Raw genomic sequence first — 12,788 nt, 5'->3', positions numbered from 1 at the left:
GCAGCTTCTGTTCGTCACCGAGGCTCTTGTTCCTCCGAAAGCGCCAATCTCACCGCACCTTCCAGAGCGCCTTCGCCATATTCGCGATCGAACACGGATGACACGACGACGGGCATGCCGGGGTATCGCAGATGCAATTCCGGACTGTCTTCGTAGATTGAAATGCCGAAGGGCAGGTAGTCGACCTTGATGCGATAGCCGCAGACGTAGTCAAAGTGAAATGCATCATCGTGGCGGCGCCGTCCCCTGTGGTCGTGCGAGGCCTGGTGCAGGCCCTCATCGAGAATAGCGCTGAAGGCGTCACCCTTGCGTGCAAGGGCCTCGATCGCTCCCAATCCGACAGGCTCCGACAGGGCGAGGAGCTCGTTCAGCAGCCGACGTTCGAAGTCGGCCGGCAATACCTCATCTATCCAAATGTAAGTGACGGTTCGTTCGCCTTCCCGCTCGTGATCAACGATCATATATGGCTGCTCCCGATTCCCCTGAGCGGTGCAGTTGAACGCGTTGTTCGAAACGCGGCAAGCAAAAAGCAGGATGTGTGTGACGGCAGGATTTGAACCTGTGACCTTCCCGCCCGTAATGGATGGGTCCGCCAAGACCACATCCACCTGCCGAAAGCGGGGCGCTGACCGGTCGAGTTACGCCGCGATCTCGTTCACTCGCTCTTTACGAGCGTGAGCTTGGGCTTCTTCCGAGCAAGATGTTCCTCCAGGTGAGAGGGATACGGCGCTATCCTGGGGCATTGTCCAGCCCATGCCTAACCCGACATCGGCCTGCTATCGGGCGGCGCTGTTCGGCTGGCCCCACTTCTACGATGTCAGAATCCGTATCGTTCGTCGGCCCAACGTAGGAGCACCTTCGCATCATGATCGGGCAACCGCACCCGTGCTTCGCGCAAGCCCCGCGCGATTGCTTCGCCAACGTCCGGTTCCACGCTATTGCCGTGCGTCATCATGAAAAACCAAGCGAAGGGAAGCCCTACTTCGCGGTCGATCGCCTCTATGCGATCCATGAGCATATGGACGGAGAGTTCCCCGGCCTCCAATTTGTCCGTCGGCAGATGCAGCGGGCGGGTGATGAAGCCGATCTCACGCTGGCCTTTGTGCTCGTAGTCGTTGATGTCGAGCGCCCAATGCTCGTACATGCGCGCCCCGCGCGCGCTCGATTCCTCCCAATCCTGAAAGAAGCGCACTTCGCGAGGCACGAAGTCGAACCAGTTGGGCTGCAGTTCGAGAAAGGGTGTTCGCGTGCCGTCGGAGCCGACCCAAACGCGTCCCTCCATCTCCGGACGGCGCGCCTCACGCTTGTCGCGCTCTAGCCGCGCGCACCGCGCAAGGAAAGTGCGGACATGCACGACGCTGCTGCCCGCTCGCTTCGGCAAGCGGTACAACGGCCCAGCGACCACCTTGTCGTCAGACATATCGTCGTGCGCGATCCATGACGGATCGAGCAGCGCCTCTTCGCTCCAGGGCCGGTATGCTGGATTGACGATCGGACCCGCGCGCCATTCGATCTCGCGGCCAAGCGAAATCTGCACGTAGTCGGCCGCGCCCGGTCCGGTCGCGGCAAATGCATAGACACTGTTGCCGCGCCACTCCGAAATCTGAAGATCGGTGCCCTGCAATCGTGTCCACAGAGCAGAGACGTCGCCATCGTCCTTGGCAAGCTCGGCTTCCATCCAAGGTCGATACTCGGCCAGCCGCGTTCCGTCAGCGGCCAACACCGACCGTGTGTCCCGCCAATACTGGTCGTCGATGCTCGTCGCCGAAAAAGCGAATCCGCGGAACGCCTCGGTCAAGGCCGCCGCCAATGCGGTCTCGCCGGCGCCGGCCGGCAGACGCGCCAGCACAGCTTCGACCGAAGCATGGTCAGGCAGTCTTGCAGTCCCCAAAGTCTCAGCCATGCGACGATCCTATCATTTCACCCAAGCCCGGTGCCGATCGACGTTGGTTGGAGCGCGGCGTTCATGGTTCACCGACATTGGCCGGCGCTGCATTGAGATAGTGCTCAAGGGCCACGATGCTCGCCATGACGTCCGCGAAAGCCGGCGGCGTTCCGAAAATCATTGCCGACATCCGCTGGTAGTCCGCCGCGAGCTTGGCTCGCATGTCGTCCGTCGGAACCAGGCGATAGGTGCCTGGCACCGCACGGTCATAACGATGATCGGGCGCGCGAAACATCAGCTCCTTGTGCTGCCGGCAGATCTTGGCAAGCTCGCGCATGGATGCCGTTGCGACACCGTAGTCAGGATGCGTCCAGATCTGATGAACGTCGTAGTAGTGACGTGAGTACCGATTGAGATCGGGCACCGGCCGCTCGGGATTGGCATCCTGACGCCGCTTCTCTGTCATCTCTGCCATTGCATGCAGGATCAGCACCTTCTCCCAGAAGGTCCGCTCCGGCCTCACCGTCGTCACGTTGCGAACGGTGAGGCTCGCCCCTTCCGGCATTTCCGACGCGATGTAGGGCACGATCTCGCGTGGCTCGGCCGGCTCAGGATCGGGACGCGCGCCGCCTTCGATGCGGACCGCCGCCTGCACATAGCTGTCGGCGGTCTCGAAGACGCTCCTGTAGCCAAGCACCAGGATGTCGAGCGCTTCCTTATTGCGGTAAAGATCAAAGCCGAAATCCAGCGAAAAATGACCAGGCCGCTCGGCCGCCGCTTCGACGGCCGCGAGATCCTTCGTCAGCAGCTCTTTGAGCGGCCCAGAGATGTATTGTCGCGCGGCCTCGTCGACTTTCTCGGCAAGAGCGCGCTGCTGCTGATTGACGGAGGGCAGGGCGGCGATCTCGGCTTCCAGCGGGACATGCAGATCGGCCTTGTACATGCCGATGTCGATGTCCTCGGAGAACCGGCGGACCAACCCATACGCCTTGCTCAGGCTCGTGCCGCCCTTGAAATAGAGACCGATCGGATCGTCTCCGCGCTGGTTGAACAGGAAGTCGAGTACCCAGCAGACGTAGAGGTCCTTCTCGATGTTCTGCGCCTGCGTTTCCAAATGCGCGGCGACCGTCTCGAAGAGAGTACGGCGTTCGTCGACGGTCGAGCGCAGGATCTCAATGAACGTCTTCTGCATGATCGCCCTGCTCGGGTTTTGAACGCGGCTCGCTTTCGGTTTGATCCTCGGCGATCCTGCGCGTGATTGTCTCGACCAGCGGATACATCCACGCGGGCACCGCATGGATGTTGTCGCGCAGGTCCTGTGCAATCTTGTCCCGATCGGGATTGCGCGACAGGTGCCGGACGATCCCGTTGACGGCTGCATCCAAGCTCGATCGTTCATCCCGAAACCATGTCAGCGCCTGGACCACCCGCATGGCCGGCCGCCCAGCCCAAAACGCCGTCTTCGCCGCGATGCGCTTGAAATCGAGCTTGTAGATGACGGGCCTCGCCGCCTTCGGATCGCCCGCGCTTGCCTCGATCTCGATCGTCCGGGGATAGGTGTCGGCATAGATCGTCGAGCGCGCCGGGACAGCCGTCGTCAGCCCGAGGTCGTTCGCGGCAGTCATCCCGTCGACGAGGACGCGCAGCTTGTCGCGCCGGGCAATGGCGTTGACGAACGAGGAGCGGGGCGGAAACACCATCTTGCCGGTCAGCTTGCTGACGCTGGGCTTGTCATAGAGACCGCGATAGGGCCGGCGGATGTCGCCCCGCAGGGTCAGCCGCTGCAGCGCCTTCTCGACGGCATTCGGTGTCCCGATGTCGAGAAAGTCGGCGCGCGACCATACGCCGGCCGGCGCCGCCTTGGCGATCCGGTCGTGAATGCGATCGAGCGTATCTGACGTTGGGTCTGGCATCAGGCCCCTTTCTGACCGAAGATTATATATAAAAATTGGTCAGTAGCAATCGGCGCCAGAATTCTGACCAGAATTTGTATTCAAACTTTGGTCAGTACATCACCCTGTTTCCCCTCAAGCTTGCGCCCATCAGCCCGATTGACTCTTTGGGCTGCTGAGAACAAAAATAGAACATATCGCAAAACGGAGACGAGCGCGACGGGCATGGCCATGTCCTCGAACAGACCTGCATTGTCCGAACTTCGGGAGCGCATCACGCGCCTGGAGGGCGGCTCCTGAGGGATGTCGGTCTCAGACGACCGCGATCCGCCGTCGACAACAACTCCCCCGGCAGTCCCGGGGGCGAGGGTGCACTTACCCCTCAGGGGGTATGAGATCGCCGGCAGGAGCGGGATGGCGCCTGGCACAGCGAAAGTCAGCGGTAACAAAACCGCATCAGTGGATCGGATGGCATGAACTGGGTAAGGACCGCCACCAGGGCGGGAATGACCACGAAGTTTTTCAGCAGCAGGACGGCACGAAATCGGAAACGCGAGAGGGCCTGTCGCAGCTCGCCAAGAGGTGGAGGAAGGTCACGAACAGCATGATTGCGAGCGCAGGGTTGATGCCGAACTCTAGAGCTGTCGCACCCGAGATCGAGAGGGCGGCGAGCACCCCCGCGACGACAGCACTAAAGTAGATGCTCGCCTGGGGTTTTTCGTGGGCTTCACGGAATACAGTCAACTGGAACACTTTTCGTTGGGGCAATACTAACGAAAATTCGGGAAGAGCATTCTCCCGTGCATCCAGCGGAAAGAATCGGCTTTGTTTGCCACAGCGCCGCGCGTCTTATCAGACGCGCACAGGTCGCTGTAGCACTTTGAATTGCTGCATGTCTTTATCCTTAAATCGGCTACGATTTAAGGAAACATGCAGTAGGAAGGTGTAGCTTTCAGTGATATCGCTGCGACCGTGTGTGCACCAGGTGTGAGTCCAAGAACCCGACCGCATCTTAAAAAAGGGCATCGATTATCGGGCATTCCGGACACCTGCGAACTAATCTTGCAATGCCCCCTAAAACATCGCCCCAACGTATCATCTAACAAAATTGATTGCTGCGCCAACGACGCAGGTCGCTGCAACTGTTAGGTCCCCAGCGATCGTGGCGCTGTTACTGCAACATTCGGGATCATGCGGCGAGCGCGTCAATGATCGGGCATTCCGGTACGGCCTCGCCAGAGCATTGCGCCATCGTCTGGCTCAAGAGCCGCTCAATTCGACGAAGGTCAGCAATCTTCGCCCTGACTTCCGCCAAATGCGGCTTTGTCCGTTCCTGGACTTCCGAGCAGGTTTGGCATTTGCGGTCAACCAGGTCGAGCAGGCCGCGAATCTCATCGATGCCAAAACCCAGTTCGCGACTGCGCAGGATAAAGCGCAGGCGTCGGAGATGAGTCTCACCATACAGGCGGTATCCCTTCGGACTGCGCGGCGGTTCCGGCATCAGGCCGATGTTTTCATAATAGCGGATGGTCTCCAGATGGCAGCCCGTGTGCTTGGAGAGTTGGCCGCGTTGCAATCCCCTCACCGGAACATTTTCCGCCATCGCTAAAATTCCTCTTGAGCCTGTAGTTGGTACAGGCGTTATGTATCATGGGGATGAGTAACTGTCACGAGGTTTGGATATGGATAATTTACGTGAAGTGTCCCTGGAGTCCGCGCGTGGGATCGACAGCGGCGAGAGAGCGGTCTCGGAATCCAAGTTGGCGGCTGTGGGGGGAATTGTTGGAGCAATTGCAGCATCAACCTGCTGCGTGGTGCCCTTTGCCCTGTTCACATTTGGCGTCAGCGGTGCCTGGATCGGCAATCTGACGGCGCTCGAACCCTACCAGCCTTACTTTATCGCGGTGACCGTAGCGTTCCTCGCCTACGGTTATTACGCGGTCTATTGGAAGGCGAAGAAGGCGTGCGCTGAAGGCGGGTACTGCGCAAGTCCGAGATCAACTCGAATTGCGCGGATCGGACTTTGGACGGCGACGGCTCTCGTCATCCTGGCCTACGCGTTTCCCAGACTTGCCGTCAACTTCCTCTGATCGGCACGAATTGAAAGGAGAAGGAACATGAGGATTTCGTATTTACGCCAAGCTGCGAGCGCACTGTTTGCCCTCGCATTGCTCACGCCCGTTGCAGGTCATGCCGCGGAAAAAACTGTCGCCTTGAGCGTTGAAAATGCGACCTGCGCTCTCTGCGGTCCAGTCGTCCAGGCGGCCCTTCAACAGGTGCCGGGCGTTACCAGCGTCGATATTGTGGAGAACTACAACATCAATCCGCCGGTCACCGCTAGGGTCGTTTTTGACGACCAGGTGACCGACATCGACGCCCTCGTCAACGCCACTACGAATGCTGGATATCCTTCCAAGCTTGCGCTCAACACCGGAGGCTGAGCCAGGCTACCTGTTTATGGGCTGGGCCATCGAAACAGCCCGCCAAGCGAGTTCCAATCCAAATAACTTCGACATGGCATGATGCCCCATGTGCGAGATACCGCTTGACCTTGTATTGACTACAGGGAGTATTTTGGTCGGCAGTGACAATCTCTCGTGAGCCGCCATAAGTCTGGCGGCTCACAAAGGAGACAATGACGTGAAGTATCTTCCACAAATCGCTGTCGCAGTAGTCGCAGTTGGTGTCGGCGGTTTTGCTCTTTTCGCTTTCGCGCCGGCCCGAACGGGCCTGCCGGCCAGGACGGACAAGCCAGCGCTGGTACAGGTCGCTGCAACGGAACGGATCCAGAGCTTTGCCATAGACAATATGTACTGCGCTTCCTGCCCGATCATCGTGCGGCGGGCAATCGAACGTGTCGAGGGGGTTCGGTCCGTTACTGTGGATTTCGCCAACAAGGCGGCTATCGTTGTCTATGACCCATCCGTCACCACGGTCGATGCCATTGCAGATGCGCCGACGCGCTTAGGATATCCGGCTAAGGCGATCGGGAGTTGAGATCATGCACGGCGGGTCCCACGTTCACGCTGGACTGGTTGCGGCCGTCGTCGCGGTGGTATGCTGCCTCGCGCCGATCCTGCTGGTGGCGACCGGCGTGATTGGCGCGGGAGCCCTCACCGCGGCAATCTATTATGGCCTGTTTCCCGTGCTCATCATCGCTGTCGTCATAGCCGGCTACCTCCTGTGGCGGCACAGGCCGCGCGGCGATACCAGAAAACACTGAAGGAGAACCTTATGTCTGACTGTTGCGCGCCCAAGGGCAACGGGCGCTATGATCTCGCGGTCATCGGCGCCGGATCGGCCGGCTTCTCGGCCGCGATCACCGCGGCGGAGCTCGGCGCCAATGTCGCCCTGATCGGCCACGGCATGATTGGCGGCACCTGCGTCAATGTCGGCTGCGTGCCGTCGAAGACGATGATCCGCGCCGCCGAGGCGCTGCATGGCGCGCGAGCATCGCATCGCTTTCCCGGCCTTGCCGGCGAAGCCAACGTCGCTGACTGGGGGCGTTTGATTGCCGCCAAGGACGACCTGGTCACAACCTTGCGGCAGAAGAAATATGTCGATCTGCTGCCCGAGTATAACGGGGTTGCTTATCTGGAAGGTGCTGCGCGTCTCAACGGGCAGGGCGTCATCGTGAATGGCGCCGCGATCCCAGCCGGCAAGATCATCATCGCAACCGGCTCTTCGCCGGCCTTGCCGGACCTTCCCGGCGTCGCGGATATTCCTTACCTCACCAGTACAACCGCGCTCGAACTCCCCGAACTGCCACGTTCCTTGCTGGTGATCGGCGGCGGCTATATCGGCTGCGAACTGGCGCAGATGTTCGCCCGTGCCGGAACGGAGGTGACGCTCGTCACCCGTCGCCGCCTGCTACCGGAGACCGAGCCGGAAATCTCCGAGGCCCTGACCGGCTATCTCCGCGACGAGGGCATTTCCGTGCGCGCCGGCCTAGCCTATCGCCGGATCGCGCGGGCGGACCGCGGCGTCGAGTTGACGGTCGCCATCGACGGAGCGGATGAGGTCATCGCTGCCGAGCAAGTGCTTCTAACCACCGGGCGATCGCCAAACACCAACGGCCTCGGGCTTGTCGAGGCGGGAATCAGGCTGGCCGACAACGGCGGCATCGTTGTCGACGAGCGGATGCGCACTTCGAAGGCCGGTGTCTACGCGGCGGGTGACGTCACCGGCCGCGACCAGTTCGTCTATATGGCGGCCTACGGCGCCAAGCTCGCAGCACAAAACGCACTGAACGGCGACAGCCTCGTCTATGACAACGCCGCCATGCCGTGGGTGACGTTCACCGATCCGCAGGTGGCCGGCGTGGGGCTGACCGAAGAGGCCGCCCGGGCCGCTGGCTTCGAGACCAGGACCTCGATCGTCTCGCTCGACCAAGTGCCGCGGGCGCTGGCTGCCCGCGACACGCGCGGACTCATCAAGCTGGTCGCCGATGCCGAGACAGATCGTCTGCTTGGCGGGCAGATCCTGGCGCCCGAGGGCGCTGACAGCATCCAGACGGTGGTGCTGGCCATCAAACACGGCATGACGACAAGGGAGCTGGGCGAAACGATCTTTCCCTATCTCACCACGGTTGAAGGGCTGAAACTCGCCGCACAGGGCTTTGGCAAAGACGTTTCGAAGCTGTCCTGTTGCGCCGGATAGGAGGAAAATGGAGCCTTCGCACGGATACGGTCTTGCAGGGTTGCTGGCAGCAAAGATCGTCTGTTCCTGCGCGCTGGTACTTGCCGCGACCGGGGCGATCAGTTTTGCCGGCCACGCCAGTTGGCTGACCGGAGGCGGCCTTTTCTGGCTTGCCGCCGATGTCCTGGCCGTCATCGGAATCGTCGGGTGGCGGCAGCAATGTTCCAAAGATGCCGTCACGCATCCCCTTCACGGCCAGCATAAATAGGCTTTCGCCAGAACCGGCGGCAGCTATCATGAAGGGAAGGCAGTGAGTGTAACCGCTGCCATTCCACATAGGCGCCAGGCAGTTGGGAAGCCCACAACAAACCGGATATTGTATCGTCTGAAAGTGCGTGAACAGGGTCTAACAGCCGCAGCGGGCCGAAAGGAAAGAGCATGAGCGATACCAAAAGGTTCGATCTGATCGTGATCGGAGGTGGGACGGGTGGAAACGGTGTCGCTCGGATGGCTGCCAACACTGGCTGGAGGGTTGCCAGCATCGACAGCCTGCCCTTCGGCGGCACCTGTGCGTTGCGAGGCTGCGACCCGAAAAAAATGCTGATTGCCGTGACCGAGGGGGTCGAATGGGCCCGCAGCCTCGACGGCAAGGGGCTCGAGGCACAAACCGCCATCAACTGGCCGGACATGATCGCCTTCAAGCGCACATTCACCGACGCGATGCCCGGCCGAATCGAGGGCGGGCTGAAGAAAGCCGGCATTACAGTGTTGCACGGCGAGGCGCGCTTCACGGGGCGTGACAAGATCGAGGTGAATGGCGAGACCCTGTCGGCACGGCACTTTCATATAGCCACCGGCGCCCGGCCAATGGAACTGAACATCCCCGGCGAGGAATTGCTGGCGACCAGCACCGATTTCCTCGACTTGCCCGAACGGCCCGACAGAGTGGTGTTCGTCGGCGGCGGATTCATTGCCATGGAATTCGCCCATATCTCGAAGCGCGCAGGAGCGCGCGAAGTGACGGTTCTGGAAATGATGGAGCGGCCGCTGGGGAATTTCGATCCGGACCTGGTCGCGATCCTGTCCGAAGCGACGGCCGATCTCGGCGTCGATCTGCGGACGGAGGCCAAAGTTTTAAAGATCGAGAAGAATGGCACTGGTTTCACGGTCACCTACGAGACGCCGACAGGCGTACAGACTGTCGGCTGCGATTTGGTGGTTCACGCAACCGGTCGCGCGCCCAATATCGACCATCTCAACCTCGAAGCCGCAGGCGTTGAGTACAGCCGCAAGGGTATCAAGGTCAGCCCCTTCATGCGCACCACCAACCCCGCCATCTTCGCCGCGGGCGATTGTGCGGACAGCGGCCCGAACCTGACCCCTGTCTCAGCCAATGAAGGCCGGATTGCCGGCAAGAACCTGCTTGCCGGCAAGGATGAGCGTGAGGTGAATTATCCGCCGATCCCAAGCGTCGTCTTCACACTGCCGCAGGTGGCCTCTGTCGGGCTTTCCGAAGCCGCAGCACGCGACAAAGGACTGGATTTCGACATCCATTTCGAAAGGACGGCGGGCTGGTACTCGTCACTGCGCGTCGGCGCCAGGTACACCGCCTACAAGGTTCTGGTCGAGATGGGGACCGGAAAGATCCTGGGCGCGCATCTGCTCGGCCCCGGCGCCGAGGAACAGGTCAACCTTTTCGCAATGGCAATGGCCACAGGCCTGACCGCGAACAAGATCAAGGGACTCATCTTCGCCTATCCCAGCTTTGCGTCCGACATCAGTTCGATGATCTAGGAAGATTGGATGCGCGCTGGCGGACTAGCACCAAGGACCCGGCATATGCGCCATGATCGACGTTCTGAGCTTGTCGCCGAGGAAGACACCGGCAAGCTGCGCGAGGCCAGCGTATTGGTCGCTGAGGCCAGAGAGATCATCCTGGAAGCGACGCTCGCCATCCGCTTCGGTTTCCGGGCCCGCGATCTCGTGGAGACCTTCCACCCTTATCCGACCAGGGCCGAGGATCTGAAGGTCACCGCGATCATCTTCACCAAGGACGTCAAGCAGCTCTCGTGCTGCGCGTAGATGGGATGAAGGATCACGACCCTATTAGTTGTATCAGGCCACTGAAAACGCTCGACGCGACGGGACTAAAGGTTCGGGAAGCCGCTTATTGCGCCTCCACAATCTTTCCAGCCGAGCAATCCCGAGGGGCTGGGCTTTGCCTCACGATCGAGGGAAGCTACGAGGTGGACTGGGGTCGCACACGGCTCACCTGCGGTCCAGCGTCGCTCATATTCCATGCGCCCGGGCAGGTCTATAGCGCCCGCACCTCGGACGCGGGCAGTCTTTGCCTGACTGTCGATGTCGATCCGGCTGCGTTTGAGAGCGCCTCCTACCCCATCCACGACTTCGAGCGCTTCGATGTGGCACGCCGCCCGCCACCCCATTGGCTGGCCTTTCAACTGCGGCGCGAGCTCGATATAGCGGATGATCTGTCGGCAATCTCGGTCGCAGACATTGTCTTCGCATTGCTCGCGGAACTCGACGATCGTCCGGGTCTCGAAGCGCGCGGCGCGCCCGCGCCGTGGCTCGCCCGCGTGCGCGAGCAAATCGACGACGAGTTTTATCGGCATCACACGCTTGTAAGCTTGGCGCGGATGGCGGGCGTTCATCATGTGCACCTCGCCCGCGATTTCCGCCGACGTTTCGGCTGCACGGTAGGGCACTACATCCGTCAGCGTCGCGTCGAGTTCGCCTGCCATCGGCTTACAACATCGCAGAATCCTCTTTCGGAGATTGCATTCGATGCCGGCTTTGCCGACCAGAGCCACTTCACCAACACGTTTCGGCAGCTGGTCGGCATGCCCCCCGGCGTTTTCCGCGCGCGTTTCTTCGCATATCCCCAGCGATCGCCCTCTCAGTAGCTAATCCGCTTCAAGACGGCCGTTTGCCGCCGGGGTTAGATTCCCGCCAGACGACGCGCCCTTCTGGCTGCGTCCTGGAATGGAGACGATCACTATGATGCCTGACAACACAACGACCGTGGACGAACTGTGGGAGGCGGCGCGCCGCAACTTCCCTGTATTCTCGCCTGAATTACAGCGGGCCGGGATGGTGCTCCTTGGCGAGTTGACAAAAGGCGAGCCTGTAACAACCTCGCAGTTTGCACAGGCCCTCGGTGCGTCGTTCGCTACCGCGGGCGCGCTCGTAAAGAACTCGGTACTGAGCCCGTTCGTCCACCTGGACGGAGAGGACCGCATCCAAGGCTTCTTTGGGCTCGCGGTGACGCCTACGCACCATCAGCTTACTGTCAGCGATCGAACGCTGTATGCGTGGTGCGCGGTGGACTGCTTGTTCCTACCGGAACTCATCGACGATACCGCCGAAATCGAGTCTAAGGACCCAGAATCGGGCCAAGTGGTCCGTCTCACCGTTTCGCCAAGCGGTGTCAACTCCGTGGAACCCGCCGGCATAGTGGTGTCCATGGTGCCTCCGCAGACATGGGACCTCACATCGGCAGCCCGTGTCATGAAATCGGCCTGCCACTTTATCTTCTTCTTCACCTCGCGCGCCTCGGGCGAACGTTGGCAGGCAAAGCACACCGAGCCTGAAACCATCCTGCTGTCAATGGACGAGGCCGTCGCTTACTGCAAGCGCTCCAACGCCCATGTGTTCGGAACGGAACTCGCTCAACGCACTGCTGGGCAGGCTGGGCGCGAAGGTCGGCAGGACGAAGTTGCTCGGGCAGCGCATTCTGATCGTGGAGACGGGTAGGTTCAGACTGCGACCACTGGCCACATGCACAGGGTAAATGTGCAAGACTCAAGTGCGATATTCAGCGGGCAGGCATTACATCTTAAAGGCCGCGAAGCACCGCACCGTCCGGCCCATTAGCGATCTTGCGATAGAAGCAACTGGTTCTGCCCGTGTGGCAGCATCCGCCGTCTCCGGCAACCCGAACCTTGAGCCAGATTGCGTCTTGGTCACAGTCAATGTGCAGTTCCTCGACTTTCTGGATCTGTCCGCTGGTAGCCCCCTTGTGCCAGAGACATTGCCGGGACCGGCTCCAGTACCAAGCCTCGCCGGTCTCGATTGTCCTTTTCAGAGCTGACGCATTCATCCAGGCGAGCATGAGCACTGTACCGTCCGATGCATCCGTGGCGACTGCCGGAATAAGGCCGTTCGCGTCGAACCGCGGCATCAAAACCGTTCCTTCTTCGATGCGTTGTCGGGATTCAAGTAGAGGGCCGATGTGATCGCCCATGCTTTCCACGTGAGCCAGAACGTGGCTCTGTGAGTCTGGCCCAGTCTGCTCGCGCATATCGTTCTCATTTTTCATTGACCTCCGTCTTCCCTTCCTGCCGACATCACCT

Annotated in this window: 17 protein-coding genes; 10 read left to right on the top strand and 7 right to left on the bottom strand. The window is 60.7% G+C overall.

Annotated elements, in window-relative coordinates:
* Positions 1–14: 14 nt before the first annotated feature.
* From ACLKMW_RS11860 to ACLKMW_RS11835, 6 genes are all read right to left on the bottom strand, one after another.
* The gene (locus ACLKMW_RS11860) at positions 15–461 is read right to left on the bottom strand and encodes a hypothetical protein (RefSeq protein ID WP_415724676.1); all 447 of its coding nucleotides are present in this window, start codon (positions 459–461) and stop codon (positions 15–17) included.
* A gap of 356 nt (positions 462–817) precedes the next feature.
* The gene (locus tag ACLKMW_RS11855) at positions 818–1,903 is read right to left on the bottom strand and encodes a hypothetical protein (RefSeq protein WP_415724675.1); all 1,086 of its coding nucleotides are present in this window, start codon (positions 1,901–1,903) and stop codon (positions 818–820) included.
* Between the two features lie 61 nt (positions 1,904–1,964).
* Positions 1,965–3,077 (bottom strand): nucleotidyl transferase AbiEii/AbiGii toxin family protein, encoded by a 1,113-nt coding sequence (locus tag ACLKMW_RS11850; protein ID WP_415724674.1) that lies wholly within the window; start codon positions 3,075–3,077, stop codon positions 1,965–1,967.
* The gene (locus ACLKMW_RS11845; protein WP_415724673.1) at positions 3,058–3,798 is read right to left on the bottom strand and encodes a DUF6088 family protein; all 741 of its coding nucleotides are present in this window, start codon (positions 3,796–3,798) and stop codon (positions 3,058–3,060) included. Before ACLKMW_RS11845 ends, ACLKMW_RS11850 begins: the two co-directional genes overlap by 20 nt.
* 501 nt (positions 3,799–4,299) lie before the next feature.
* Entirely contained in the window at positions 4,300–4,521 is a 222-nt protein-coding gene (locus tag ACLKMW_RS11840; RefSeq protein ID WP_415724672.1) for a hypothetical protein, read from the bottom strand.
* Between the two features lie 445 nt (positions 4,522–4,966).
* The gene (locus ACLKMW_RS11835; RefSeq protein ID WP_415724671.1) at positions 4,967–5,380 is read right to left on the bottom strand and encodes a MerR family transcriptional regulator; all 414 of its coding nucleotides are present in this window, start codon (positions 5,378–5,380) and stop codon (positions 4,967–4,969) included.
* A 79-nt stretch (positions 5,381–5,459) separates the two neighbouring features.
* On the opposite strand from ACLKMW_RS11835, the gene ACLKMW_RS11830 reads away from it, so the two are divergent.
* The 10 genes from ACLKMW_RS11830 (at position 5,460) to merB (ending at position 12,189) form a co-directional block, all read left to right on the top strand.
* Complete coding sequence (locus ACLKMW_RS11830) at positions 5,460–5,867, top strand: mercuric transporter MerT family protein (RefSeq protein WP_415724670.1); 408 nt, start codon at positions 5,460–5,462, stop codon at positions 5,865–5,867.
* A gap of 27 nt (positions 5,868–5,894) precedes the next feature.
* Positions 5,895–6,218: a cation transporter gene (locus tag ACLKMW_RS11825; RefSeq protein WP_415724669.1), complete on the top strand. Its 324-nt coding sequence runs from the start codon at positions 5,895–5,897 to the stop codon at positions 6,216–6,218.
* 199 nt (positions 6,219–6,417) lie between these two features.
* Entirely contained in the window at positions 6,418–6,774 is a 357-nt protein-coding gene (locus ACLKMW_RS11820; RefSeq protein ID WP_415724668.1) for a heavy-metal-associated domain-containing protein, read from the top strand.
* A gap of 4 nt (positions 6,775–6,778) precedes the next feature.
* Positions 6,779–7,000, top strand: coding sequence for a hypothetical protein (locus ACLKMW_RS11815; RefSeq protein WP_415724667.1), 222 nt, complete (start codon positions 6,779–6,781; stop codon positions 6,998–7,000).
* Positions 7,001–7,011: 11 nt separating this feature from the next.
* The gene (gene merA, locus ACLKMW_RS11810; RefSeq protein WP_415724666.1) at positions 7,012–8,436 is read left to right on the top strand and encodes a mercury(II) reductase; all 1,425 of its coding nucleotides are present in this window, start codon (positions 7,012–7,014) and stop codon (positions 8,434–8,436) included.
* A gap of 7 nt (positions 8,437–8,443) precedes the next feature.
* Positions 8,444–8,683: a hypothetical protein gene (locus tag ACLKMW_RS11805; RefSeq protein ID WP_415724665.1), complete on the top strand. Its 240-nt coding sequence runs from the start codon at positions 8,444–8,446 to the stop codon at positions 8,681–8,683.
* Between the two features lie 170 nt (positions 8,684–8,853).
* Positions 8,854–10,209 (top strand): dihydrolipoyl dehydrogenase family protein, encoded by a 1,356-nt coding sequence (locus ACLKMW_RS11800; RefSeq protein WP_415724664.1) that lies wholly within the window; start codon positions 8,854–8,856, stop codon positions 10,207–10,209.
* A 45-nt stretch (positions 10,210–10,254) separates the two neighbouring features.
* Positions 10,255–10,497 (top strand): hypothetical protein, encoded by a 243-nt coding sequence (locus ACLKMW_RS11795; protein WP_415724663.1) that lies wholly within the window; start codon positions 10,255–10,257, stop codon positions 10,495–10,497.
* A 164-nt stretch (positions 10,498–10,661) separates the two neighbouring features.
* A complete protein-coding gene (locus tag ACLKMW_RS11790) occupies positions 10,662–11,339 on the top strand; it encodes a helix-turn-helix domain-containing protein (protein ID WP_415724662.1) in 678 nt (225 codons plus the stop codon).
* A 94-nt stretch (positions 11,340–11,433) separates the two neighbouring features.
* Positions 11,434–12,189: an organomercurial lyase gene (gene merB, locus ACLKMW_RS11785; RefSeq protein ID WP_415724661.1), complete on the top strand. Its 756-nt coding sequence runs from the start codon at positions 11,434–11,436 to the stop codon at positions 12,187–12,189.
* 82 nt (positions 12,190–12,271) lie between these two features.
* Here merB and hisI read toward each other — a convergent pair whose 3' ends face one another.
* Positions 12,272–12,679: a phosphoribosyl-AMP cyclohydrolase gene (hisI, locus tag ACLKMW_RS11780; protein ID WP_415724774.1), complete on the bottom strand. Its 408-nt coding sequence runs from the start codon at positions 12,677–12,679 to the stop codon at positions 12,272–12,274.
* Positions 12,680–12,788 lie beyond the last annotated feature (109 nt).

Origin of the sequence: Borborobacter xinjiangensis (assembly GCF_047739745.1) — a bacterium.
Lineage (GTDB): Bacteria > Pseudomonadota > Alphaproteobacteria > Rhizobiales > Rhizobiaceae > Pseudaminobacter.
Note: the sequence above shows the minus strand (reverse complement) of the source record. Positions and strands in the feature narration are given on the sequence as shown.